Genomic DNA, 25,787 nt, shown 5'->3' on the forward strand with positions numbered 1-25,787 from the left:
GGGGATGTAAATAATGAAAAATAAATTCGCCACCTTTAGTTTAATTCTCTCGAGTACACTTTTTATGACACTCAATGCTCAAGCCAATGATAAACCCTTTGCTATTGCTATCCACGGTGGGGCAGGCACTATTTCCAAGGCCAATTTAACCCCAGAACTGCGTCAAGCCTACAAAGACAAACTCAAAGAAGCGGTCGATAAGGGCTCAAAAGTACTCGAACAGGGTGGCGATAGTGTAGTGGCAGTGCAAACAGCCATTAATGTATTAGAGAATAGTCTACTATTTAATGCCGGTGTGGGTTCAGTGTATACCTATGATGGTGGACATGAGCTCGATGCATCAATTATGGATGGCAAAACGATGAACGCAGGTGCGGTCGCGGGCGTGCGTCATATTGCCAATCCCATCGATTTGGCACTGGCGGTGATGAATAAGTCAGAGCATGTGATGTTATCTGGCGCTGGTGCGGAAGAATTTGCGTTGACTCAAGGTTTTAGCTTAGTACCAAACAGTCATTTCGATACGGATGCCCGTTACCAACAATTGTTAGATGCGCGCCAAAAAATCAATGCGGCCGAAAAATCCGAGCAAATCGCCGGTATCGAGACCAAAGTTGAGATGAAGGATCTGGACTATAAATTCGGCACAGTTGGCGCTGTGGCCCTAGATAAAAATGGCAATCTCGCGGCGGGAACATCCACGGGTGGCATGACGGCTAAGCGTTTTGGCCGGATTGGTGATTCGCCCGTGATAGGTGCGGGCACCTATGCGGAAAATGGCGTCTGTGCGGTATCGGCAACGGGGCATGGCGAGTACTTTATTCGCTACCAAGTGGCTGGAGATATCTGTGCTAAGGTCAAATACCAACAAAAATCCATTATCCAAGCCGCCGATGAGGTTATCAATCAACGATTAATTACCGCTGGCGGCTCGGGTGGGGTGATTGCCGTTGACCACAGGGGCAATATCGCAACGCCCTTTAATACTGAAGGTATGTACCGTGCAACCCGCAGCAATGGTGAACCTGCCCAAGTGTTTATTTGGCAGGACCAATAAGCGGCAGCAGAGTAGAGACGTATCTTCTTCACTCCGCAACACCTAAACAGTCAGCGAATGGCAGTTCAAATTGGACTGCCATTTGTGTTTATTCATTCTCTGAGCGTGTGCTTTTCAGTCGTCTTTTCTTGAAGTTTAACAGCCAACACAAGTATTTTTGGGTGAACTACACTTTGTGGGTTATGACGATTGGATCGTTTGGCGATTCAGCTAAACCAATTAGTTAACACAAAGCGTGTTCAGGAGGAAATGCTATGGCAACCTATAAAGTCGGTTATTTCGTGGGAAGTTTGTCTTCTAATTCAATCAACCGCTTGCTAGCAAAAGCATTGGCTAGACTGGCACCGCCGGATCTTGAATTGATTGAAATCCCGATTAAGGATTTACCGCTGTATAGTCCTGATTACGATGCTGACTTTCCGCCTGTTGCGCGGGCGTTTAAAAAAGCCATTGCTGAGATGGATGGGATTTTGTTTGTCACGCCCGAATATAACCGTTCAATTCCAGGCGGATTAAAGAACGCTATTGACTGGGCAAGTCGTCCTTGGGGACATAACTCCTTTACTGCCAAGCCCTCGGGAGTGATTGGTACATCGCCTGGTTCAATCGGTACGGCGTTGGCACAGCAGAGTCTTCGAAGTGTGCTGTGCTTCTGTAACTCGCCTTTGATGAATACCGTAGAGGCATACGTCCAGTTTAAACCAGGCCTAATTACCGAAACGGGCGAGGTTACGGATGAACATACCGCAGCTTTCCTAACTAAGTACATGAATGAATTACATGCCTTTATTGTTCGTGTACTCACTGTATTACCACGTATTCCTCCTTCTGCAGATTAAGCGGTTCGCGAGTAAAAATGATTCAAGAAGGACAAGGCGTCGTTGATGCTGGACGACGAAATGGGGTAGAGCGAGCCTCTGGGCTCGCTTTTTTGGGGAGCAATTGCAAATGGGATATTTATATTTTTTAAACTGCCAAGATAAACGGTTGGCAGTCGTTTAAATTTGGTTCACGACAAAGTGAATCGCCACGGCATTGTCCGTTTGGCTATCGATATCTGACCATGCCTTCATTCAGTTTTCCAATGAATTGGTCATCAAATGGAATATCCTTTCAGATTCACCAATGACAAATTCCCCAGTAATGTGAGCCTATCTGGTAAGAAAATTTACTTATCTTGGATGGATGCTTTGGAACAGTGCCAGACAAACTAAGGCGTGTTTAGCATACCCTTTGTATTTCGCTGCTGTGAGACGTTGAAAGTTAAACATTCGACCCTTCGGTAGCCCTATTTGAGTGTTAACCTACTCAAATAGGGCAATAAAGTAGCTGTTTAACTGTTTGAGCGCTGATGAGTATCAGATTTAATACTCTAATGTTAATCTGATTGAATTGATACACACTTTCGAATGGTCAAATTTAAGCTTTTTTAAAGTGCAATACGCGGTTATTCGCGGGCATTGCGACATCTTGGTTAAGTGACAGTCGTTGCTGCTGTGCAAGCTCGATGATCCACTCAATATCTCGAATCCCGCTTTGGCTATCGCGCAGCTTTAAAAAGGCATCGAACTGACGATTACTGTCGCTGGTGAATTGGCCTTGATAATTGAAGGGGCCATAGATGCACAGTGTACTGAGATTATCGAGTTGCGAAAGACCGTCAAAAAATGCCTCAACCATGGTTTTACTCATGATATGCAAGGTATTGGCGGTAAATACCGCATCGATTGATTTAGCAATGTCTTTAACCGGCCATGGTTGTGTGACATCAAGCATCAAGGGTAACCTAAGGTTGTCGAGCCCAAGAGCCAATCCTTCCTGCTGACATCTCGCTATAATCCCAGCTATGTAATCGGTTTGATCACTGGTTTGCCACAATACATGGGGTAAGTGACGGGCGAAATGCACTGCATGCTGCGCAGTGCCACTGCCGATTTCAAGTACATGCTGTGATTGACTAAACGCCTGCAACAACACATCAAGGATCGGGCCTTTGTTATTTTCACAGGCTTGGGAAAAGGGGAGTTCTATCGAAGGATGTGCAGAATGGGTCATAGCGGTCGTGTTTAATCTCTTATAGAAAAACTGATAAAAAGACGTAGATGGACTTAAAAATGGGATTGTTCAAATTTTAGCAATATCTAAAGCTAAGTAGACTTTTGTTAGAATATCCCATTGAGACATGAATAGTAACTTGTTTCGGTTAACCACCAACATCTCCCCATCGGCGCAATTGACCCAGCTTGAATTGTTAACAGCCTTACTCTTATTCGGACGCAGCGCGACGGCAAGAGTTGACCTTATAAGTAACTTCGTTATACTCACAAATTCTGAACATTTGTAAAATATATCAAACATATCATTTGCGAAAACGTATTCGATTGAATGGGTTATCAAATGAGCTATGTTTTCAAAAGGATTGCCTATGTCGGCTCTGCGCTGCGCCTCCTATTACAACGCCACAATCAACCAAGAATCCAACTATCCCACCCTTGAGGATGACATTCGTGTCGATATTGTCGTAATAGGCGGTGGATTTACTGGTGTGGCAACGGCGCTAGAGCTTGCCGAAAAGGGTTATAGCGTGGCGCTCCTTGAAGCGAATAAGATTGCTTGGGGCGCAACGGGTCGCAATGGCGGCCAAGTCACGGGCAGTCTTTCCGGCGATGTTGCCATGACCAAACAATTGCGCCGCCATTTAGGCAATGATGCTGAAGACTATGTGTGGAATTTACGCTGGCGCGGCCACGATATTATTAAAAATCGGGTTGAAAAGTACTGTATTGACTGCGATCTCAAGTTTGGCCATATCCAAACCGCCTATCAGCCTAATCATATGCAGGATCTGAATGCGATGTTTGAGGAGGCGCAGCGCCGCGGAATGGGCGAGTACATGACCTTAGTTGAGGCTAAGGACATGGGCGCGTATTTGGGGTCGCCCTTGTACCATGGCGGTTTAGTCAATAGGCGCAATATGCACCTGCATTCAGTGAACCTGTGTCTGGGCGAGGCGAGGGCCGCTGAATCCCTCGGTGTTCAGCTTTTTGAGCATTCTGCGGTACTCGATATCCAAGAGGGCGAGCGGGCAAAAGTGATGACCGCCAAGGGCAGCGTGACCGCAAACAGCGTGCTGATTGCGGGTAATGCTTACCATAAACTGGGTAGACCAAAATTACGCGGCATGTTATTTTCCGCATCCCTTGGCAATTGCGCCACGGCAAAATTGCCCGATGAAATCGCACTACAAATTAATCCACAGGATTTAGCGGTGTACGATTGCCGTTTTGTATTGGATTACTATCGCCTCACCGCCGATAAACGACTCATGTTTGGTGGCGGCACTAACTACAGTGGTCGCGATCCTAAAAACGTTGCGGCAGAACTTCGCCCCTCTATAGAGCGCACCTTCCCGCAATTAAAAGGTGTTGATATTGAATTTGCCTGGGCAGGTATAGCGGGGATTGTGATTAACCGTATTCCGCAGCTGGGTAAGATTTCACCTAACGTCTTTTATTGCCAAGGTTATTCCGGCCATGGGGTGGCGACCTCGCATATTATGGCGGAGATCATGGCTAAGGCAATTGATGGTCAGCTGCATGAATTTGATCTGTTTGCGGCCATGCGCCATATCCGTATTCCGCTGAATGAATGGTTCGGAAATCAGGCGCTGGCACTCGGTATGCTGTATTACACGCTACGAGAAAACTGGCGCTAATTCAGTGCAATAAGTGAGTAGAAAACTCAGCGGTTGAAAGCTTGGCTATTTCTCTTCTATAAGTTTTTCTGCAAGGTAATCGACCAAGACGCGGATTTTGGCACTCAAATGGCGGTTTTGTGGATAGACCGCCCAAATCCCTTCTTTAGACTCACGGTGGGCATCAAGAAAAGAGATGAGTCTTCCCGCCTTAATATCCTCCTCAATGTAATAATCCGGCAACTGCACTATGCCGATGCCCTTTAATGCGGCATCGCGCAGGGCGTAACCGCTGTTACAAATTAGGTTGCCGCGCACTTTTATATTGCGCTCGCGACCGTTTTCAATAAAGCGCCAGTAATTGTGATTCCCGATCAGGCAATTATGTTGGCTCAGTTCCGATAAGGTATGTGGCTCGCCGTATTTTTCAACATAGCTTGCCGAGGCGGCAACATAGTGGGTGCGGCTACTTAAGGGTTTCGCCATAAGACTTGAGTCGGCCAATTTACCGAGACGAATGGCGAGATCGTATCCGCCCTCAACCAGATCTAAGGTTCGATTGGTTAAATCGACACTGAACTCAACGCTTGGATATTGCACCATAAAATCATTCAGTAGCGGCATCACAAACTTTTCACCGTAGGCCACGGGCGCCGTAAGCTTAACGAGGCCTTGGGGAGAGTTCTTTAAATCGGAAATGGCACGCTCGGCTTCTTCTAATCCCGTTTGTAATTGGCGGCAGTGTCTATAATAAATCGCACCTTCTTCTGTGAGTGACACCTTGCGGGTGGTGCGGTAAAAGAGCTTAGTGCCGAGGCGATTCTCAAGGGCGCCGATTTGACGGCTCACATGGGCGGTAGAGACGTTTAATCGCTGGGAAGCGAGGGTAAAGTTTTCGAGTTCGGCCACGGCAACAAATTCAGAAATGCCATCCCATAAATACATTATTGCTACTCAGTAAAAATGAATTGTCAAAATGGTAGATTATTAATCATTGAGGAACAAATACAATTTATCAATTCCACCGCCCAAGTTATGTTTGGGTTATTGTGGCTAAGTTTCTTTGCAAAAATCTCTTAGCAAAAAGCGATGGCGTAATCACGCAACACGTTAAAAGGAATGACAAGTATGTCGAACGAAAAACCACAGTTTATTAAATCGAAGGCCGCAGTGGCCTGGGGACCGGGTCAACCACTTAAGATTGAAGAAGTGGATGTGATGCTGCCGAAAGCGGGTGAAGTGTTAGTACGCATCGTGGCAACCGGTGTTTGCCATACCGATGCTTTTACCTTAAGCGGTGATGATCCTGAAGGTGTATTCCCGGCGATTTTAGGCCACGAGGGTGGCGGTATCGTTGAGCAAGTGGGTGAGGGCGTGACCAGCGTGCAGGTGGGCGATCACGTGATCCCACTTTACACCCCAGAATGTGGCGAGTGTAAATTCTGTTTATCGGGTAAAACTAACCTGTGCCAAAAAATCCGTGCGACCCAAGGCAAAGGCTTAATGCCAGACGGCACCACCCGTTTCTATTTAGACGGTAAGCCAATCTTCCATTACATGGGCTGCTCGACTTTCTCTGAGTACACAGTATTACCTGAGATTTCATTGGCTAAGGTCAATAAGAGCGCGCCATTAGAAGAAATCTGTCTACTGGGCTGTGGTGTGACTACCGGCATGGGCGCGGTGATGAATACCGCCAAAGTGGAAGAAGGCGCAACCGTGGCGATTTTTGGTCTCGGTGGTATTGGTCTGTCGGCCATTATCGGTGCCACTATGGCCAAGGCGAGCCGTATCATTGCTATTGATATCAACGAGTCTAAATTCGAATTAGCCCGAAAACTCGGCGCGACCGATTGTATCAATCCAAACAGCTTCGATAAGCCAATCCAAGACGTAATTGTTGAAATGACCGATGGCGGCGTGGATTACTCCTTCGAGTGTATCGGTAATGTCAACGTGATGCGTAGCGCCCTAGAGTGCTGCCACAAGGGTTGGGGCGAGTCGGTTATCATCGGTGTCGCAGGCGCTGGCCAAGAAATCTCTACCCGTCCGTTCCAACTCGTTACTGGCCGTGTATGGCGCGGTTCAGCCTTTGGCGGCGTAAAAGGACGCTCGCAATTACCTCAAATCGTTGAGCAGTACCTCGCGGGTGAATTTAAGTTAGATGACTTCATTACCCACACTATGGCGCTCGAGCAAGTGAACGAAGCCTTCGATTTAATGCACGAAGGTAAGAGTATCCGCAGCGTTATCCATTTCGATAAGTAATGGCCATTCAGCCCCAAGGTGTCGCCCTTGGGGTTTTATATCTTAGTGCTTAAAAGCTAATTGAGCTTTAGGATATTTGCCAAAAGGGACTTGTATGACCATAGAAAATATCAGTTGTAACAAGAGCTTTGGTGGCTGGCACAAGCAATATCGTCACCATTCACAGGTACTGAACTGTGAGATGCGCTTTGCGATCTATTTGCCGCCCGAGGCCGTGAATAAGCCCGTGCCAGTGCTCTATTGGTTGTCGGGCTTAACCTGTACCGATGAAAACTTTATGCAAAAAGCTGGCGCCCAGCGTATGGCGGCTGAGCTCGGCATGGCGATTGTGGCGCCTGACACTAGCCCAAGGGGTGACGGGGTGAGTGATGCGCCGGATAATGCCTATGACTTAGGCTTAGGCGCAGGCTTTTATTTAAATGCCACCCGTGCACCTTGGAGTCAGCATTATCGGATGTATGACTATGTGGTACACGAATTGCCGGATTTAATTGAAGCAAACTTCCCTGTGACCAGCCAGCGCGCCATTTCGGGCCATTCGATGGGCGGCCACGGTGCATTGGTGATTGGTTTAACCAATCCACATAGCTACAGCTCCATTTCGGCCTTCAGCCCGATTAGCAACCCGAGCAATGCGCCTTGGGGCATTAAAGCCTTTACCGAATATTTGGGTGAAAATCGTGAGCATTGGCGTCAATACGATGCGAGTGAGCTGCTTAAGTTAGCGGTTACCCAATTGCCGATTTTGGTTGACCAAGGCGATGCCGATAGCTTTTTAGATAGTCAGTTGATGCCGCAATCCTTAACCCAAATCGCGGAGAGTTCGGGTTATCCACTCGATTTACGAATGCAACCTGGGTACGACCATAGTTACTACTTTATCGCCAGCTTTATTGAAGATCATTTGAAATTCCATAGCCTGTATTTCAAGTAGTCTTAAGGCGTTAAGTCAGTGCTAGAGAGATAGAAATGCCGCGCTTTGATCAATACAAAGTGCGGCATTTTGTTGTCTAGATTGCGGCGTTAAGGGATTAACATTCTACGATATTTACCGCGAGACCACCTTTGGCGGTTTCTTTGTATTTGCTGCGCATATCTCTGCCTGTATCCATCATGGTCTTGATGACTTTATCCAATGATACCTTGTGGTTACCGTCACCGCGAAGCGCCATGCGAGAGGCGTTAATCGCCTTGATGGCGCCCATGGCGTTACGTTCGATACAAGGCACTTGCACTAGACCGCCCACCGGATCGCAGGTTAAGCCTAGGTTGTGTTCCATACCGATTTCGGCCGCGTTTTCAACGTGCTCGACTGTGCCGCCCATAATTTCTGTGAGCGCGCCAGCCGCCATCGAGCAGGCAACCCCGACTTCACCCTGACAGCCCACTTCTGCGCCCGAAATCGAGGCATTTTTCTTATATAAAATACCGATAGCGGCAGCGGTTAACAGGTAACGAGCGCAGACATCAATATCGACTTCCTGCACAAAGGTATCGTAGTAACACAAAACTGCAGGGATAATGCCCGCCGCGCCGTTGGTTGGCGCTGTTACCACGCGATCGCCCGCGGCATTTTGCTCATTGACCGATAGCGCGAATAAATCCACCCAATCCATTGCGGTTAAGGGGTCGACGTTATTGCGACCCTCGGCCTTTAGGCGACGGTAAAGCGCAGGGGCGCGGCGACGTAGTTTTAGACCGCCAGGCAAAATACCTTCTTTCTGATAACCACGTTCGATACAGGTTTTCATGGTTTGCCAGATATTCCAAAGCTTAGCTTTGACTTCTTCTTCGCTGGCAAGGCTTAGTTCGTTAGCCATCATCAATGATGAAATGCTTAAGCCGTGCTCGGTGCAAAGTTCCAATAAATGGGCGCTGCTGTCGAAATCAAATGGTGCCGATTTAATATGTGAGGCGGGTGAGGCATTGCGCTGGTGGATTTCGTCTTCATCTAAGATAAAACCGCCGCCGACAGAATAATAAGTGCGCTCGTAAATACATTCGCCGTTGGCATAGGCGTAAAGCGTCATCGCATTAGCGTGGGCAGGCAGGGTTTTACGTCTGTGGTAGGTAATGCCGTCTTCACGGGTAAATTTCACGACTTTACCGCAGTTTAGGCTAAGGGTTTCTTGCTTAGAAACGCGATCTAAAATGCCGTCTATGCTGTCGGTATCGACCGTTTCTGGGTCTTCCCCCATGAGTCCTAGGATAACGGCTTTGCCAGTGCCGTGGCCTTTACCTGTTTGACCTAGCGAGCCAAATAGCTCTGAGCGTAATTCATCCACCTTCGTAATCATGCCCGTATCAGTCAGGTGCTGCATAAAGATTTTGCCCGCTTTCATTGGGCCAACGGTATGTGAACTTGATGGGCCAATGCCTATCTTGAACATATCAAATACGCTAATCATGATTGAGGTCCTGTTATGTCTTGATTTTTATTTTAGTATGGGTGCATGGAGAGGTGGGGAAGTTGGCAGTAAAAGCAATGGTATTTCGTCATAAAACACTGGCAAACTACAGCCCAACAACTCGCAAAAAAGGCTTGTGTGATACACTTTATGTCAGTATCCCATAGAACGGCATCAAGATTCACATTAGTTTTTTTGATTTAACTGACTTCGGATAAGCACAACTTAAGTGGGTCGGTGTTGATGGCGCTTTTATCGGCAGATAATCTGAATTTAATCGAACTGAGATAGCGAAAGTGGGCGAAATTTGCGATGTTAGCAAAGCTGGGATATCGAAACTTCGCTGGTTATTTTTTGGCTATGAATAAGAATTATTAGGGAAAATTATGAGCTATTTAATGTTGGACTTATTGTCAGTTGAGGTCAATGGGGCCGAAGTCGAGATGTTGCGCCATCCTCAGGTGGGCGGTCTCATCCTGTTTTCCCGTAACTTCACGAGTCGCGAGCAATTAGTTAATTTAGTCAAACAAATTCGCAGTATTCGCCCTGAAATACTCATTGCCGTCGATCATGAAGGCGGTCGGGTGCAGCGTTTCCGTGACGGTTTTACCCATATCCCAGCCATGGGCGATATTCTTCCCGCAGCCAAGGGCGACATTTCCCTCGCTAAGCGTTGGGCACGAGAACTCGGTTTTTTAATGGCTATCGAGCTCTTAGCCTGTGACATCGATTTAAGTTTTGCCCCAGTACTGGATTTAAATGGCGTGAGCCAAGTGATTGGCAAGCGAAGCTTTAGCGCCAAACCCGATGAGGTAATCGCCCTAGCGAGCAGTTTTATTGATGGCATGGCTGAGGCGGGGATGGGTGCGGTCGGTAAACATTTCCCAGGCCATGGCAGTGTCGAGGCCGATTCCCATATCGCGCAACCTATCGATGAGCGTGAGGGCGAGGCGATATTTAATCAGGATATCCTCCCCTTTAAGGCGCTGATTGCGAAGGGCAAGTTGACGGGTATTATGCCCGCCCATGTGATTTATCCAAAGCTTGATGCAAATCCCGCAGGATTTTCAGCCTACTGGCTGCAACGCATTTTGCGCCAAGAAATGGGGTTCAAAGGCGTGATTTTCTCCGACGATCTTGGCATGAAAGGAGCAACCTTTGCTGGGGATTATTTAGGCCGCGCGAAAGCTGCCTTGGATGCGGGCTGCGACATGATTTTAGTCTGTAACGATAATCCGGGCGTAATGACCTTACTCAATGGTTTTGAGTGGCCAACAACTGCGCCAAAGTATCCCGCGAGTCTGTTAAAACCTAATGTAGGCCAAACCGCGTTAGCCCTTGAAAACGGTGTCCGATGGGAAAATGCCAAACAACTTGCTGAGCAAATTAATCTCGCTCAGCACGCAAAAATTTGATGCAGCGCAGAGCATAACAAATAAATTTTGCTAGGGTTAGTCTTAACTTGGCGTGTTAAGTAACATGTAAAAGGGATGACGATGATTTTCTATCTCCACGGTTTTGATGCAACTAGCCCTGGCAATCATGAAAAAATGCGCCAATTGGCCTTCATCGACCCCGATGTACGGCTCATTAGTTACAGCACCCTTCATCCCAAACACGATATGCAGCATCTGCTTAAGGAAGTCGCCAAGCAGATGCAATTTACCGATGACCCAGCTCCTTTGATGGTTGGCGTGGGCTTAGGTGCCTACTGGGCAGAGCGCATTGGATTTCTTAACGGCTTAAAGTCGGTACTGATTAACCCTAATTTGCACCCTGAAGCCAATATGGAGGGCAAGATTGACCGCCCCGAGGAATACACTGACATTGCCAGTAAGTGTGTGACCGAATTTAGGCTTAAGAATAGCCACAAGGCACTTTGCATTTTATCCCGTCAGGATGAAGTGCTAGACAATGTGCAAACTGCAGCGGAGCTTTGTCACTATTACGACATTGAATGGGATGAAACCCAGCCCCATAAATTTCCTCAACTTGGGACTTACCTGCCCAAGATAAAAGCTTTTAAGTCAAATCGTTAAACATCGAGCTTATTAATATGTCGTCGCCTTCATGGCGGCTTTTTGTCGTTTTTATTTTAACCAACACTCCTAAGTAAATCATTAAGCGTTTTGGGGAGTTAAAATTTGCCAATACCGCACAGAAAACTGTTTAAGTTGTTGATTTGTAATAATTCAGATGTGTGAGTATGAAATTGAGATTAAGTTTACGGCAATTGGCTTTCTCGACTTGAAATTATCAAATTTTGCTGTAAAGTACCGCCCCGTAGCCTTGCTACAAAATGCTACATATTTGTAATGCCATACTGTCCACTTGGACGACCTTTTGCGTATGTCGATTGACACAGCTAACTGCGTTATTGTTAGCTGTCTTTTTTTCCTCATTTTAATTCCTGACGATAAGTACTAACGCACCAAATCCCTTCTATTCACCAATGGCTTAAACATATCCCTTTGCCATAACAGTCGAAATTCGGACTATGCTTATCTCATGTTTGGCTTGGGGGCAGCAAATGAAACGAGCGCTGATAACACTTAAAGGAAAGGTCCAAGGGGTTGGTTGCCGACACACTGTGATGACAAAAGCTAGAGCCCTAGGACTTACTGGCTATGTGACTAATTGCAGTGATGGCAGTGTTGAAATTCTGGCTCAAGGCAGTAGTCAGGTAGTCGATAGTTTGATTGCATGGTGCCACGTTGGCGTGCCTGTAACCGAGGGGCTGAGTGTCGAAGTGGGTGAGGACTTAGGGGATGATATCTATTTGGATTTCTCGATTATGCAATCCTAGGGATAGTGTCATTTCAGAAGTCTTAGGATTGGTCATTCGAGTCCGATATGAATTGATGGATTAGACTCTTGCGTTAGCCGTCGCTTATCCCTATCAAATGGCTTAGTGCTTAGACTCACGGTCACTCATTGCTAGGAAATCTGTTGCTCTCTTTTCAAACAATAATGCCCAGCGTAATAAATTGCGTCTGGGCATTTTTTAAGGCGCTTAACTGAGAATTACATGCTTGGTTGGGCCATCTTACGAATTTGGATCACCATTCCCATTTCGGGATGATCTAAGTAATGGATCTCGTCACTTTTTACCCTACGGTTCTGTTCTAATGGAATCGACATCAAATAGGGTGTCATGACCTTCGAAGGTTCTACAGTTGTTGATGAACTCGCTCCAGCGTAACTGGTTGGCATGTCATCTGTTTGCGTCGACATCATTTTGCGGCCCTCCTTACGCAGGTTAAGGGCAGTTTCGATATACAGATAGTGATTAAGATAGATATTAATTGTACCGTCTAACTGCCACACGGGGGCGTTAGGCTGCATTTGACCTACGCCGCCATCGGAAATTGGCGTGCTAGTGTCTTGCCCTTGCGTCAACTGACGACCATCAAAGCTGTATCGGCCAGAATAGTCTCGCCCTGAAAACAGTCTGATTGGCACTGAACCACTTTTGCTAGTCATGGGTTGCTGCCATGTCATGTGTAGCAGGCTACGATTACCTGGCTCCCGTGAAAGGGCTGAAATAATACTAGAAAATTGCCCCTGATTGGATGACAGCAGCACAGCACCAGAAGTGTTTTGGCCATTACCGCTGATTGTAGAAGGAATACTAGCGGGATAGCGGTAAGTAGTACTCGATGCTGTTGAAGGAGCATATTGATCCCCAAAGCTGCTCGAGCTACTTGAACCTGTTCCTTCGGCGCAGCGGCTATTGGCATTTTCATCATAAATTAAGGTACAGGGCTGCTCTGTTGCCACAGTACTGATTGCTTGGCCAACGACAGGGGAGATCAAATCGAGAGCCCGCTCTGTTTTAGTGGCAATGGGCGCCATCGGCCATTGTTCGGTTGAATGTGTTTGACGCTCAAAAACATAAACTTCAACCTCAAACCACGTCTGTGCCCGAGCAATTGAGCTGTGTGAAAGTGCAATAAGTGAAGCGATTGAAACCGCAAGTTGACGTAACACTATTTATCTCCAAGACGATGTTGCGATAATTGTTCAAGCAAGAGTTTGACGAGCGCGAGTCTGTCCTTTGCCGTTTCGGCGTTTAAGATGAACTTTAGCTTATTCGGCCCATCCATACGATAGATTTGTGGTTGGCTTTGCAGCAATCCAATGATAAAGCCCGGATCAACCACATGATCTTGGCTAAATTCAATGCTGCCGCCCTTGGCATGCACTTCAATTTTAGTTGCCCCTAGCGCTGTTGCCTGATGTTTATACAGGGTCATTTCCATCAGGTTTTTGGTGGCATCGGGCAAAAGACCAAAGCGGTCAATAAGTTCGACTTTGAGTTCATCGAGCGCCGCTTCGCTGTCGCAACTCGCAATACGCTTATAGAGTGACAGACGGATATTCACATCACCCACATAGTCCTCGGGCAGTAGCGCCGGAATTCTCAGTTCCATCTCACACTGCTGATTGAGCATCTGCGCCAGCGACGGCTCTTTACCTTGCTTGAGGGCTTTAACGGCCGATTCCAGCATTTCCATATAGAGGCTAAAGCCGATTTTGGAAATATGGCCGCTTTGTTCATCCCCGAGCAGCTCACCTGCGCCGCGGATTTCTAAGTCTTGGGTCGCTAACATAAAGCCTGCACCTAAGTCTTCAAGGGCATCGATGGCTTCTAAGCGCTTGCGGGCATCGGTTGTCATGCGTTTAGGATGCGGCGTCATCAAATAGGCATAGGCCTGATGGTGTGAGCGGCCTACCCGGCCACGCAATTGGTGTAACTGCGCTAAACCAAAGGTATCGGCACGCTCAATAATAATAGTGTTGGCGCTGGGGACATCGATACCGGTTTCGATAATAGTGGTACAGACTAAGACGTTGAATCGTTGATGATAAAAGTCCGACATTACCCGCTCAAGATCCCGCTCACGCATTTGACCGTGGGCGACCACCACCCGCGCTTCTGGCAGCAAGGTGCTGATGTCTTGAGCGCATTTTTCGATGGTTTCGACATTGTTGTGCAGGTAATACACCTGGCCACCACGGAGAATTTCCCTCAAGATCGCCTCGCGCACCGTGGCGGGATCGGACTCACGCACAAAGGTCTTCACCGCTAAACGCTTCGCGGGCGGGGTGGCGATAATGGATAGGTCGCGCATCCCCGACATCGCCATATTTAAGGTACGGGGAATCGGTGTTGCCGTCAGGGTTAAAATATCCACGTTGGCGCGCAGCGCTTTAATCTTTTCCTTTTGACGGACACCGAATCTGTGTTCTTCGTCGATGATGAGAAGCCCGAGGTTTTCAAACTTCGCTTCAGATTGCAGCAGTTTGTGGGTACCAATCACGATATCCACTTTGCCTTCTTCAAGCTGCTTTAATACTTGGTTTTGCTCTTTGGCCGTTCTAAAGCGTGACATCACTTCAGTCACAACAGGCCAGTCGGCAAATCTGTCCTTAAAGTTTTCATAGTGCTGCTGGGCGAGTAGGGTGGTTGGCACCAAAACAACCACTTGTTTACCCGCATTGACCGCCACAAAGGCGGCGCGCATCGCCACTTCGGTTTTACCAAAGCCAACGTCACCACAGACGAGTCTATCCATGGCAATTGGCGATTTCATGTCTTCGAGCACGGCTTGAATCGCGGTTTCTTGATCAACGGTTTCCTCGAAGGGGAATCCTTGGGCGAACTGGGCATATTCTTCATCGTTAATTTCACAGCTCTCGCCTGGTCGCGACTGTCTGCGGGCGTACACGTCGAGCAATTCGGCGGCGACATCGCGGATTTTTTCGATGGCTTTATTCTTCGCCTTAGCCCAAGTGTCGTTACCGAGTTTATTAAGATGCGCTTCACCGTCGGCGCCGACGCTGTAGCGGCTGATCATGTGCAGATTAGATACAGGCACATAGAGTTTATCGCCGCCCGAATATTCGAGCTGCAGGTATTCGGCAACTATCCCGCCGGTATCTAAGGTGACTAGGCCTTGGTAGAGCGCGACGCCGTGCTCGAGGTGAACAATAGGCTGACCGACTTTTAGTTCGGCTAGGTTTTTGATCAGGGTATCGTTACTGATCTGACGCTGTTTTTCGCGCCGGCGCTGCTGTGAAATACGCTGCCCAAAAAGCTCGGTCTCACAGATAATGCTGATTGCCGTTTGTTTGCCTAGGTTAAGCAAACTGCCGCGGGACAGCGGCGAGACGATAAGGCCTAGCTTGGCATCGCTTTGAATAAATTCATCGAAGTGAGCAAATAGGGTTGGTTTTAACTGAATTTTGCTTAAGAGTTCGAGCAGGGCCTCGCGGCGACCTTCGGACTCGGCGCTAAATAGCAACCTGGGCGCGTGCAGGGCGTAATCCTGCAGCGCAATTAATGGCTGTTTTAGCTTATGGTTAGCGCTGATATCGGGTAATAGACTCGCATCTATCACCACCGCCTTGCTTTGATCCTGCTCTACTGTTGGGCTAATAAGCTGATAGCGCGGCAGCGGCTTGAAGGCAGCAAAAAGCTCTTCAATTAACAGGTACAACTCTTTGGGGGAGAGTAGCGGCCTTAGCGGATCGACCCGTCTGTCTTCATAGCGGGTTTCGACTTCATGCAAATGACTGCGGGCGGACTTTTCAATATCCCCAAGGGTAACAAGCTGCGTTTCTTTTGGCAGATAATCGAACAGGGTCGCAACCTCATCGAAAAACAGCGGCAGGTAATTTTCGATACCCGCAGGCATCAGATGACGGCTCACTAACTGATAGACGGATTCCGGCTCTTTTACAATCACCTCGAAGCGGCGACGGTATCTTTGTCTAAAGCCTTCGATGGCCGCACTGTCGGTCGGAAACTCCTTAGCAGGCAATAGTTTTACAGCATCCACAGGTGTTGATGAACGTTGGGTTTCAGGATCGAAATGGCGAATGGTTTCGACTTCATCATCAAAGAGTTCAATCCGCAGCGGCTGGTTTACGCCCGTTGGGAAGATATCGAGAATTGAGCCGCGGATGGCAAACTCGCCGTGCTCATAAACCTGTTCAACCAAGTGATAACCGGTATCTGTTAAATGCTGACGCACATCATGCAGCTGATATTTATCGCCTTTTTTAAGTACAAATACGTTAGCGCTCAAATAGGCCTTGGGTGGCAGACGCATCATCAAAGTACTGACGGGGACTATCACCACACTGTGTTCGGCTTGTGAAATCTGTGACAGGGTTTCTAAACGCTGTGAGATCAAATCCTGATGGGGTGAAAAACTATCATAGGGTAGGGTTTCACGGTCCGGAAATAGCCGCACCTTAATCGCTGTTTTGGCGAGTAAGTAATTCAGCTCAGATTCTATCGTTAAGGCACTTGGGGTATCGCTAGTGACAATGAGTGTGGTACCTGAATGCTGCTTAATAAGGCTTGCGAGGGTGATGGCTTGGCTAACCCCAGGAATACAGGACAGGGTTTGCATCTGATTGCCATTTTTTACCACGGGCGGCGTGAGGGCTGAAATGTGCGTCATTGGCTAGAATAAACTGTTTTGGTTACAAAGAATTGCAATCATTGTAGTGACTTGAGCGCCTAGGTGCCAGTGAAAACTCAGGAGGATTGCTGCTCGTCCCTAGCTTGTTTGCGGCGTTTTAACTGTTGCTGTTGTACATTAAGGCTTGCCTTTACTAGCTGCTCGACATCTGACTCCAAAATTTGGTTAAAGCTTAAATCGATCTGGTATTGTTGATCCTGTGGGGCGGGTTGGCAGGCAGTCACTTGGGCAAAACAGAGAATCGCCACCAGTTCATCGTGAATAAAGAGGGTGACTTTATAGGTTTGGTTAAGTGCCATGGGGGTATCACTGATGATCCGAATGCCACTACCACCAAATTGACTGCCGGTGTATTTTTCGCCTTCTTGGGTTTCCTTTTCGAGTACGTGCTGAAGCACTAAATCGACCTTGCGGGATTGCAGTTTTAAGAAGTCGACGACCACCTTAGCTTCGTTGTCCAAGTTACGTAGTTGCAGCAGACAATTGGCCTCCAGTGCTTTGACCTCGCTTAAGAGCTGTAACCCTAGGGATTGCATTGATCTTAAGACAGTTTCACTGGGAATCGCTTGATTTTCGTCCCAAAGGCTAAGATAGGCCGTGAAGGTATGAGGCACACTAAAATACGGATTGCTGTCGTTGAACAAGGCTTGCCTCTTTATTTATAGGTCTCAAAGCCCTATTATCGTGCCCATCTTAATGATTTAGCAAGTTCAGTACACAGGACGCAGCCCTCTTTCAATGGATCTTCGATTTCCTTTCTACGTTGGTTACCGTTATTGGCGGGCCAGAAAAGCAAACGCATTTGCTTCCTTTATTACCCTTTTTGCCGTTTCCGGGATTTTTTTAGGTGTGGCTGCGCTGATTGTGGTCAGTTCGGTGATGAATGGCCTCGAAGGTCAGCTAAAACAACGGATTTTAGGTGCGGTTCCCCAGTTAACTGTCTATAGCGACGTGCCTTTTGCGGATTGGAAAGTTCAGGCTAAATCCCTCACTGCCTTAAACGGCGTACAAGGCGTGGCGCCAAGTGTGACCACCCAAGCTATGGTGCAATCGGTCGCGAATATTCGCGCCGTGCAAGTGTATGGCGTGTTTCCTGAGTTAGTTGCGCATTTATCTTCCGTTGCAGAGCACACCTATTCGGGGGCATTTAATGAACTCGAAAGCGGCCAGTACCGTATTATTCTCGGGGCGGAATTGGCGCGAGTCCTTAAAGTCTCCCCGGGTGACACCATAAGGTTATTAAGTGGCGATGGCGTGGTGTATTCGCCACTCGGCCCAGTGCCGAGTCAACGTAAATTTGTGGTATCGGGGATTTTTGAGATGGGCTCACAGGTCGATGGCGCTGTGGCATATATCCATTACCAAGACGCAAGGCGGTTAATGCGCCAAAAGAGTGATGAGATTGATCAGCTTAGAGTTTATTTAGACGATCCCTTTAGCGCGCCGATGCTTGCAAATTCAGTGCAGAAGATTTTTACCGAGCAGGGTATGAAGGTGCATACCAGTGACTGGCGCGATACCTATGGTCATCTTTTTAGCGCGGTGAAGATGGAAAAGAACATGATGTCGCTGATGTTGAGCCTGATTGTTGCCGTAGCCGCCTTTAATATTGTGTCGGCGCTGGTGATGATGGTGGTCGATAAAACCACGGACGTAGCTGTGTTAAAAACCCAAGGCCTACGAACTTATTCTGTGATGGGGATTTTTGTGGTGCAGGGCTCACTCAATGCCATTTTAGGCCTAGTGCTTGGACTTGTGGTGGGTATCGGCCTAACCCTGAATTTAAATGGGATTATGTCATCCCTTGGGATTTCAATTCTCGGGGCAGGGCAAGTGTTACCAGTCAAACTGGAATTAGCACAGCTGTCGATGATTATCATCGGCACCTTAGTGGTAACACTGCTTGCGACATTGTATCCCGCACTTCGCGCTGCCAGAGTGCAGCCTGCCGAAGCGTTGCGTTACGAATAGTTAAAAAGAGTGACTAATTGATAGTGATTTATCTTTAGTGGTTTTATTTTGCGATTAAGCCTGAGTGACAAAAGTTACGAATAGTTGAGTGCCCGCCACTCACAAACATCAGAATTGATAGAGAGAGTCTCAATGCAAGACGTATTACTGCAAGTACAGGCGGTAAGTAAAAGTTATCACGACGGCGCCGTGACGACCCAAGTGTTATCCAATGTGGATTTACAGGTGTTTAAGGGCGAGCAGTTGGCAATTGTGGGAACATCAGGCTCGGGTAAGAGTACCTTACTGCACATTATGGGGACCTTAGATAAACCCAGTGAAGGCAAAGTGTTTCTACAGGGTGAAGACCTTTATCAGGTCAGCAGTGCCCGTCAGGCACAAATTCGTAATCAGGATTTAGGCTTTATTTATCAATTCCATCATCTGTTGCCGGAATTCACCGCCCTTGAAAACGTCGCAATGCCTGGTTTTATTCAAGGAAAAGATCGCAAACAGGTATTAGCCGATGCCAAAGTTTTGTTAGCGCGTGTCGGGCTTTCACACCGCTTGGCACATATTCCTGCCGAGATGTCGGGCGGCGAACGCCAACGTGTGGCCATTGCCCGAGCACTGATCAATAAACCCAAGCTGGTATTGGCCGACGAACCAACGGGAAACCTCGATGCTAATAGCGGTGAAGCCGTGTATGAGCTTATTCGTGAATTAGCCAATCAATTGGGAACGGCCTTTGTGGTGGTTACCCACGATCCCAAACTTGCCGCGCGCATGGACAGACAACTGACGATGAAAAACGGCTTCCTACAAGTCGCTGCGGATGCCGCCCTATGAAAGGACCGTTAGCACTTTCCATTGGTTGGCGTTTTTACCGCGCAAGACAATCCAATAGTTTTATCAGCTTTATCTCCTTTGCATCGACGGCGGGGATAGCGTTGGGTGTTGCCGTGCTGATTGTGGTCTTATCGGCGATGAACGGTTTTGAGCGTGAGCTTGAGCAGCGGCTTTTAGGGGTGATTTCACAGGCTGATGTGGTCGGGGTGAATGAGCCGATTGCCGATTGGCTTGAGGTTGAAGGCATTGCTAAGCAGATTGAAGGCATTAATGCCGCCGCGCCCTTTATTAAAATGCAGGGTCTAGTTCAAAAGCCCGGAGGATTTCAGGGCCTTGCGGTGGTGGGTATCGATCCTGAACAAGAAGCCAAAGTCTCAACATTATCGCAATTTATGAGCGAAGAAAGTTGGCAGAGCTTAAGTGAGGATGAAAACCATATCGTCCTTGGTAAGACGCTACTTAACAAACTGGGACTCGAGGTGGGCGATACACTGTCGCTCTATGTGCAGAATCTGGATCCTGAGCAAGCAGGGGATTTACGTGCCGCTAAAAGTCACCGTTTTGTCGTGTCAGGTGTATACAACCTTGGCGGTGAATTAGAACTCACAACGGCCTATATTCCGATGCGCTATGCAGCAGATATTTTGAATCTGAAAGATGGCGTTAGTGGGGTTCGTATTAGTGTGGCGCAAGTGTTTGATGCCCCCGCTAAAATCCGTGAACTGGGTTATGCCCTAAAACAGTCGGTCTATATCAGTGATTGGACTCGCACCCAAGGCCACTTATATCAGGATATTCAGCTAGTGCGTACTTTGATGTACTTAGTATTAGTGCTGGTGATTGGGGTTGCTTGCTTTAATATTGTCTCGACCTTAGTGATGGCCGTGCGTGATAAGGCGAGTGAGATTGCGATTTTAATGACCATGGGCTTAAGCCGCGTCGCGATTATGGGCATTTTTATGGTGCAGGGCGCGCTTAATGGTTTATTGGGCTGCTTATTAGGTGGCGGTTTTGGTATTTTACTGGCACTTAATTTAAGCAATATTGCCCGCTACATCGAGCAATTATTTGGTATTGAGTTACTATCCGCCGATGTATATTTTGTGGATTTTCTGCCTTCAGAGCTACATATAACGGACGCCATCTTAGTGATAGTGACAGCCTTTGTGATGAGCCTTATTGCTACACTGTATCCCGCGTGGAAGGCAAGTCAAATAGGGCCAGCTCAGGCATTAGCGGGGCGATAATCCACTATTTGCTAAGTGTGTGAAGCTGAGATAAAACAAAGGCCAGTGATAGTTAACTATCACTGGCCTTTTCAATGTTTAACTTGTATTTAGCGAGTTATCGCTCAGATTAGCGCTTTAAACCTTCGTTCAGTAAAGGACGCATGATTTTCACTAACTCAGAAGTTACTTTAGGGGCACCGGCAACGATGTTACCTGAAATCAGGTAATTATGACCGCCAGTAAAGTCGGTAACAGTACCGCCTGCTTCACGGCAGATTAAGTCGCCTGCTGCAATGTCCCAAGGTTTTAAACCTAATTCGAAGAAACCGTCCATACGGCCAGCAGCAACGTAGGCTAAATCCAATGCTGCAGAACCCGCACGACGCAGATCAGAACATTGACCGAACACTTCACCGAAAATGGCTAAGTAGCTCTCAGTATGTTGACGAGACTTGAATGGGAAACCCGTACCGATAATGGTTGATGTCAGTTCGGTAACATTGGTCACACGGAGACGGAAATCGTTTAACTTAGCGCCTTTACCACGAACGGCGCTGAACAGTTCTTCACGTACAGGATCGTAAACAACGGCAACTTCAGTTTTGCCTTTGTACTGTAGCGCGATAGAAACCGCGAAGTGGGGGATGCCTCTAACGAAGTTGTTAGTGCCATCCAGAGGATCAACTATCCAGATATAATCTTTATTTTCACCGCGGTTTTCGCCTTTCTCTTCACCCACGATAGTGTGATCTGGGTAAGATTTGCGAATTTGGTAAATGATAGCCGCTTCTGCTTCCTTATCTACACTGGTAACAAAATCATTGATACCTTTTGGACTGACCTCAACACGGTCAAGTTCTGTATAGGCGCGCATAATAGTTTGGCCGGCCGCGCGGGCAGCGCGAACAGCAATCGTCAGCATCGGATGCATTGCAATCCCCTGGATGTTAAAGAACGTTAAAAATAGCGGGCGTAATTATACTCGAATCGCAGATTATATCAAATGCAGATTTTCATATAAGCATTCAGCGACGCCTGTGATAGTATTCACTCCCTGTGTTTTATGAATTAAATTAAGTCTTTTCATGCTAAGTAATATTCGTGTGATTTTAGTGGGGACATCGCACCCCGGCAATATTGGCTCGACTGCCAGAGCGATGAAAACCATGGGGTTATCGACCCTTTATCTGGCTGAGCCAAGATGTGAAGTTGATGGTCAATCCATTGCGTTGGCCGCAGGTGCCTCTGATATTTTAAAACATGTGGTCAAAGTTGACTCCTTAAGCGATGCGATTGCCGATTGCAGTTTAGTGATTGCGACCAGTGCCCGTAGCCGTACCTTAGACTGGCCAATGCTGGATCCCCGTGAAGCCGGACAAAAATTAGTGACCGAAGGCTTAAAAGGCCCCGTTGCCATCGTATTTGGCCGTGAAAATCATGGGCTTTCCAATGAAGAGTTGCAGCAATGCACCTACCATGTGGCCATCCCTGCTAACCCTGAATACAGTTCGCTAAACCTTGCTCAGGCTGTGCAGATTATTTGTTATGAAACCCGCGTAGCCCATTTAGCGCAAACTGAGCAGCCACAGGAAGTGGAAGAGTACCCATTAGCGACTGATTTAGAGCGTTTCTTCGTTCACTTAGAAAGCACGCTGTCTTCAACTGGATTTATCATTAAAAATCATCCAGGTCAGGTGATGACAAAACTGCGCCGCCTTTTCAGCCGAGCGCGTGTTGAAAGCCAAGAGATGAATATTCTGCGTGGTATTTTGACATCCGTTGACAAAATAGTTGAAAAAGTCGTTGATAAAAAAGAACAATAGCTAAATTCTGTTTAGTAAATTATTGGTCATTGCGAAGGATTGAATATGGGTGTGATTGCTAGGCTGAAAGAAGATATTGAGTCTATTTATCACCGCGATCCAGCGGCGCGAAACGCCTTTGAGATCCTGGTGAACTATCCTGGGATGCATGCCATTTGGCTTCACCGGATAAGTCATAAGCTGTGGAAAGCTGATTGGCGTTTAACAGCCCGTTGTTTATCAACCTTTTCGCGCTGGTTAACTGGGGTAGAAATTCACCCTGGCGCGACCATTGGCGATCGTTTCTTTATCGACCATGGCATGGGCGTGGTTATCGGGGAAACCGCAGAAATTGGCGATGATTGTACGCTTTATCACGGTGTAACCTTAGGGGGTACAACGTGGCAGGCGGGTAAGCGTCACCCAACATTATGCAATAACGTGGTTGTGGGAGCTGGGGCAAAAATCTTAGGTCCGATTACCATGCACGATGGTGCGCGTGTCGGGTCAAATTCTGTTGTCGTAAAAGATGTGCCTAAAGACACCACGGTGGTTGGGATCCCTGGCCGCGTGGTGACAACGCCCTCACCACAGTCGAAGGAAAAAACCGAGCGCCGTACTGCGATGGCGAAAAAGTATGGCTTTGATGCCTATGCAGTTTCGCCGGATAACCCAGACCCTGTTGCGAATGCTATCGGTCAGATGCTGGATCATATGCACTTAATGGATTCTAAGGTGCAGGAAATGTGTCAGGCGATTCAACGAATGGGTGGTGATGTTTGCACTGAGCGCTTACCCGAGCTTGATATCGGTGAGTTTAATGATGTTGAAAAAGCCGCTGCTGATAAACGCCAAAATGTGGATGATGGCTTTGAGCCTAAAATCTAGCTAGTGAAAAGGAGTGGTCATTTGATTAATGTCCACTCCTTCTAGTGTTTTTTGATAGAGACAATCGGTTAATTTCCCTATGAACATGCCAATTATGCCTAGCTTTTGAGCATCGTTGACATCGTTCATCTTCATTGATTACCAGATAGTGCGCTAGATCTCGATATAGATGGGATTTGGCCGATTAATTGCGGCATTGGCATTGAATCTTAGGGCAGAAAAAGGTTAAATACCCCACCAAGATGAAAGGGTATTGTCAGGCGAAGTAAGGCAATACTTGAGCAAATCAGTAGGATTTATAGTTGACCATTTTACTCGGGTATGATGAAATAACCACATACCTGTTTGGGAGCATTTGGTAGTTATGAAACTTACATCTAAAGGTCGTTATGCAGTAACCGCAATGCTCGATGTGGCTATCCACTCGGCTTCGGGACCGGTTCCCTTAGCGGATATCTCTGAAAGACAAGGGATTTCGCTTTCCTATCTGGAACAACTCTTCGCAAAGTTAAGAAAGCACGGCCTCGTTGCTAGTGTGCGTGGTCCAGGTGGTGGTTACCGCTTAGGGCTCGAAGCTAATGATATTTCAGTTGGCATGGTCGTTCATGCCGTAGACGAGTCTGTTGATGCGACTCGTTGCCAAGGATTAGGTAATTGCCAGAGTGGAACTCGCTGCTTAACGCACTCGCTATGGGGCGACTTAAGCAAACAAATTTCTGATTTTTTAGACGGTATCAGTCTTGCGGGCTTAATGCAGAAACGAGATGTGCAATTTATCTCGCTGAAGCAAGACTCAATGCAAAAGGAACAAAGAGTCAGCTTATAAGCTCTTTGTTATACGATAAAATTTATTATTTGTACGTTGTATGTAGCCTCGGCAGAGACTGCGAAGTACGGAGTGTGTTATGAAGCTTCCTATCTATTTAGATTATGCCGCCACCACGCCTGTTGACCCACGTGTCGCAGATAAGATGTTCCAATACATGACGATGGACGGCATCTTTGGTAACCCTGCGTCACGTTCTCACCGTTACGGTTGGCAGGCTGAAGAAGCCGTCGATGTGGCCCGTAGCCAAGTGGCAGAGCTTATCAATGCAGATCACCGTGAAATCGTGTTTACTTCTGGCGCGACCGAGTCAAACAACCTAGCAATCAAAGGTGTAGCGCATTTCTACAATAAGAAAGGCAAGCACATCATCACCAGCAAAACCGAACATAAAGCGGTTCTCGACACCTGTCGCCAACTTGAGCGTGAAGGTTTTGAAGTCACTTATTTAGAGCCAGAATCAAACGGCATTATTCCGATGGAACGTTTAGAAGCGGCGATGCGTGATGACACAATCCTTGTGAGCATTATGCATGTGAACAACGAAATCGGTGTGATCCATGATGTGGACGCTATCGGTGAGTTATGCCGTTCTAAAGGTATTATCTTCCATATGGATGCTGCCCAAAGCGCGGGTAAATTACCTATCGACGTGCAAACTACTAAGGTTGACTTGATTTCTATCTCTGGCCACAAAATGTATGGCCCTAAAGGCATCGGTGCCCTGTATGTTCGCCGTAAACCGCGTATCCGCCTCGAGTCGCAAATGCACGGTGGTGGTCATGAGCGTGGTATGCGCAGTGGTACGTTGCCGACTCACCAAATCGTGGGTTTAGGTGAAGCTGCTGCGATTGCAAAGGCTGACATGGAAACCGATAACGCACGTATCGCTCAGCTACGTGACAAGTTATGGAATGGCATCAAACACATCGAAGAGACCTACGTGAATGGTGACATGACTCATCGTGTGAGCGGTAGCCTCAACGTTAGCTTCAACTATGTTGAAGGTGAGTCTCTGATGATGGCATTAAAAGATTTAGCGGTTTCATCGGGCTCTGCCTGTACTTCAGCCAGTCTTGAGCCTAGCTACGTATTACGTGCATTAGGTCTGAATGATGAAATGGCACATAGCTCAATCCGTTTCTCAATCGGCCGTTTCACGACAGAAGAAGAAATCGATCACGCTATCGAAACTATTACACAATCTATTGATAAATTAAGAGAAATGTCTCCATTGTGGGAGATGTTCAAAGATGGCATCGACCTGAATCAGGTTCAATGGGCCCATCATTAATCAACCATTTTCAATAGATAATTTTG

At 47.3% G+C, this 25,787-nt stretch carries 22 protein-coding genes; 15 read left to right on the forward strand and 7 right to left on the reverse strand.

The features are described 5' to 3' along the window. Window positions 1-13: 13 nt before the first annotated feature. Together K0H61_RS08010 and K0H61_RS08015 are read left to right on the forward strand one after the other, a co-directional pair. Window positions 14-1,057 (forward strand): isoaspartyl peptidase/L-asparaginase family protein, encoded by a 1,044-nt coding sequence (locus tag K0H61_RS08010; RefSeq protein ID WP_220052157.1) that lies wholly within the window; start codon window positions 14-16, stop codon window positions 1,055-1,057. A gap of 254 nt (window positions 1,058-1,311) precedes the next feature. Beyond that, complete coding sequence (locus K0H61_RS08015) at window positions 1,312-1,896, forward strand: NADPH-dependent FMN reductase (protein WP_220052158.1); 585 nt, start codon at window positions 1,312-1,314, stop codon at window positions 1,894-1,896. Window positions 1,897-2,476: 580 nt separating this feature from the next. On the opposite strand, the gene K0H61_RS08020 is transcribed toward K0H61_RS08015, so the two are convergent. Continuing rightward, window positions 2,477-3,112, reverse strand: a complete 636-nt coding sequence (locus K0H61_RS08020; protein WP_220052159.1) for a DUF938 domain-containing protein — start codon at window positions 3,110-3,112, stop codon at window positions 2,477-2,479. Between the two features lie 370 nt (window positions 3,113-3,482). On the opposite strand from K0H61_RS08020, the gene K0H61_RS08025 reads away from it, so the two are divergent. Beyond that, window positions 3,483-4,772, forward strand: coding sequence for an NAD(P)/FAD-dependent oxidoreductase (locus tag K0H61_RS08025; protein WP_220052160.1), 1,290 nt, complete (start codon window positions 3,483-3,485; stop codon window positions 4,770-4,772). A gap of 45 nt (window positions 4,773-4,817) precedes the next feature. Here the strand turns inward: K0H61_RS08025 and K0H61_RS08030 are convergent, their stop codons facing one another. Then, window positions 4,818-5,696, reverse strand: a complete 879-nt coding sequence (locus K0H61_RS08030; RefSeq protein WP_220052161.1) for a LysR substrate-binding domain-containing protein — start codon at window positions 5,694-5,696, stop codon at window positions 4,818-4,820. 183 nt (window positions 5,697-5,879) lie between these two features. Between K0H61_RS08030 and K0H61_RS08035 the strand changes: the two genes are divergently transcribed. Both K0H61_RS08035 and fghA read left to right on the forward strand, forming a co-directional pair. Beyond that, the gene (locus K0H61_RS08035; RefSeq protein WP_220052162.1) at window positions 5,880-7,019 is read left to right on the forward strand and encodes an S-(hydroxymethyl)glutathione dehydrogenase/class III alcohol dehydrogenase; all 1,140 of its coding nucleotides are present in this window, start codon (window positions 5,880-5,882) and stop codon (window positions 7,017-7,019) included. A 94-nt stretch (window positions 7,020-7,113) separates the two neighbouring features. Further along, a complete protein-coding gene (gene fghA, locus K0H61_RS08040; protein ID WP_220052163.1) occupies window positions 7,114-7,953 on the forward strand; it encodes an S-formylglutathione hydrolase in 840 nt (279 codons plus the stop codon). Window positions 7,954-8,050: 97 nt separating this feature from the next. Here fghA and K0H61_RS08045 read toward each other — a convergent pair whose 3' ends face one another. Next, the gene (locus K0H61_RS08045) at window positions 8,051-9,427 is read right to left on the reverse strand and encodes an L-serine ammonia-lyase (protein WP_220052164.1); all 1,377 of its coding nucleotides are present in this window, start codon (window positions 9,425-9,427) and stop codon (window positions 8,051-8,053) included. Window positions 9,428-9,813: 386 nt separating this feature from the next. Between K0H61_RS08045 and nagZ the strand changes: the two genes are divergently transcribed. The 3 genes from nagZ to K0H61_RS08060 all read left to right on the forward strand — a co-directional run bounded on the left by nagZ (window position 9,814) and on the right by K0H61_RS08060 (window position 12,233). After that, the gene (gene nagZ / locus K0H61_RS08050; protein ID WP_220052165.1) at window positions 9,814-10,842 is read left to right on the forward strand and encodes a beta-N-acetylhexosaminidase; all 1,029 of its coding nucleotides are present in this window, start codon (window positions 9,814-9,816) and stop codon (window positions 10,840-10,842) included. Window positions 10,843-10,923: 81 nt separating this feature from the next. Continuing rightward, window positions 10,924-11,466 (forward strand): alpha/beta hydrolase YcfP, encoded by a 543-nt coding sequence (gene ycfP / locus K0H61_RS08055; protein WP_220052166.1) that lies wholly within the window; start codon window positions 10,924-10,926, stop codon window positions 11,464-11,466. Window positions 11,467-11,957: 491 nt separating this feature from the next. Beyond that, window positions 11,958-12,233 (forward strand): acylphosphatase, encoded by a 276-nt coding sequence (locus tag K0H61_RS08060; protein ID WP_220052167.1) that lies wholly within the window; start codon window positions 11,958-11,960, stop codon window positions 12,231-12,233. Window positions 12,234-12,451: 218 nt separating this feature from the next. Here the strand turns inward: K0H61_RS08060 and K0H61_RS08065 are convergent, their stop codons facing one another. The 3 genes from K0H61_RS08065 to K0H61_RS08075 all read right to left on the reverse strand — a co-directional run bounded on the left by K0H61_RS08065 (window position 12,452) and on the right by K0H61_RS08075 (window position 17,567). Further along, window positions 12,452-13,417: a peptidoglycan binding protein CsiV gene (locus K0H61_RS08065; protein WP_220052168.1), complete on the reverse strand. Its 966-nt coding sequence runs from the start codon at window positions 13,415-13,417 to the stop codon at window positions 12,452-12,454. Next, a complete protein-coding gene (gene mfd / locus K0H61_RS08070; RefSeq protein ID WP_220052169.1) occupies window positions 13,417-16,902 on the reverse strand; it encodes a transcription-repair coupling factor in 3,486 nt (1,161 codons plus the stop codon). The genes K0H61_RS08065 and mfd overlap by 1 nt, the downstream gene beginning before the upstream one ends. 77 nt (window positions 16,903-16,979) lie before the next feature. Continuing rightward, window positions 16,980-17,567 carry a hypothetical protein gene (locus K0H61_RS08075; RefSeq protein ID WP_220052170.1) on the reverse strand — a complete coding sequence of 196 codons (588 nt, stop codon included), beginning with the start codon at window positions 17,565-17,567 and terminating at the stop codon, window positions 16,980-16,982. 94 nt (window positions 17,568-17,661) lie between these two features. On the opposite strand from K0H61_RS08075, the gene K0H61_RS08080 reads away from it, so the two are divergent. From K0H61_RS08080 to lolE, 3 genes are all read left to right on the forward strand, one after another. Beyond that, complete coding sequence (locus tag K0H61_RS08080; RefSeq protein WP_220052171.1) at window positions 17,662-18,894, forward strand: lipoprotein-releasing ABC transporter permease subunit; 1,233 nt, start codon at window positions 17,662-17,664, stop codon at window positions 18,892-18,894. Between the two features lie 132 nt (window positions 18,895-19,026). Continuing rightward, window positions 19,027-19,722 (forward strand): lipoprotein-releasing ABC transporter ATP-binding protein LolD, encoded by a 696-nt coding sequence (gene lolD, locus K0H61_RS08085; RefSeq protein ID WP_220052172.1) that lies wholly within the window; start codon window positions 19,027-19,029, stop codon window positions 19,720-19,722. Then, window positions 19,719-20,969, forward strand: a complete 1,251-nt coding sequence (lolE, locus tag K0H61_RS08090; RefSeq protein ID WP_220052173.1) for a lipoprotein-releasing ABC transporter permease subunit LolE — start codon at window positions 19,719-19,721, stop codon at window positions 20,967-20,969. Before lolD ends, lolE begins: the two co-directional genes overlap by 4 nt. A gap of 109 nt (window positions 20,970-21,078) precedes the next feature. On the opposite strand, the gene suhB is transcribed toward lolE, so the two are convergent. Then, window positions 21,079-21,882: an inositol-1-monophosphatase gene (suhB, locus tag K0H61_RS08095; RefSeq protein ID WP_220052174.1), complete on the reverse strand. Its 804-nt coding sequence runs from the start codon at window positions 21,880-21,882 to the stop codon at window positions 21,079-21,081. A gap of 154 nt (window positions 21,883-22,036) precedes the next feature. Between suhB and trmJ the strand changes: the two genes are divergently transcribed. The 4 genes from trmJ to K0H61_RS08115 all read left to right on the forward strand — a co-directional run bounded on the left by trmJ (window position 22,037) and on the right by K0H61_RS08115 (window position 25,761). After that, complete coding sequence (trmJ, locus tag K0H61_RS08100; RefSeq protein ID WP_220052175.1) at window positions 22,037-22,774, forward strand: tRNA (cytosine(32)/uridine(32)-2'-O)-methyltransferase TrmJ; 738 nt, start codon at window positions 22,037-22,039, stop codon at window positions 22,772-22,774. Between the two features lie 45 nt (window positions 22,775-22,819). Beyond that, window positions 22,820-23,641 carry a serine O-acetyltransferase gene (cysE, locus tag K0H61_RS08105; RefSeq protein ID WP_220052176.1) on the forward strand — a complete coding sequence of 274 codons (822 nt, stop codon included), beginning with the start codon at window positions 22,820-22,822 and terminating at the stop codon, window positions 23,639-23,641. Window positions 23,642-24,005: 364 nt separating this feature from the next. After that, a complete protein-coding gene (gene iscR / locus K0H61_RS08110) occupies window positions 24,006-24,467 on the forward strand; it encodes a Fe-S cluster assembly transcriptional regulator IscR (protein ID WP_220052177.1) in 462 nt (153 codons plus the stop codon). A 79-nt stretch (window positions 24,468-24,546) separates the two neighbouring features. Then, window positions 24,547-25,761, forward strand: coding sequence for an IscS subfamily cysteine desulfurase (locus K0H61_RS08115; protein WP_220052178.1), 1,215 nt, complete (start codon window positions 24,547-24,549; stop codon window positions 25,759-25,761). Window positions 25,762-25,787: the final 26 nt, after the last annotated feature.

Origin of the sequence: Shewanella acanthi (assembly GCF_019457475.1) — a bacterium.
Taxonomy (GTDB): domain Bacteria; phylum Pseudomonadota; class Gammaproteobacteria; order Enterobacterales; family Shewanellaceae; genus Shewanella; species Shewanella acanthi.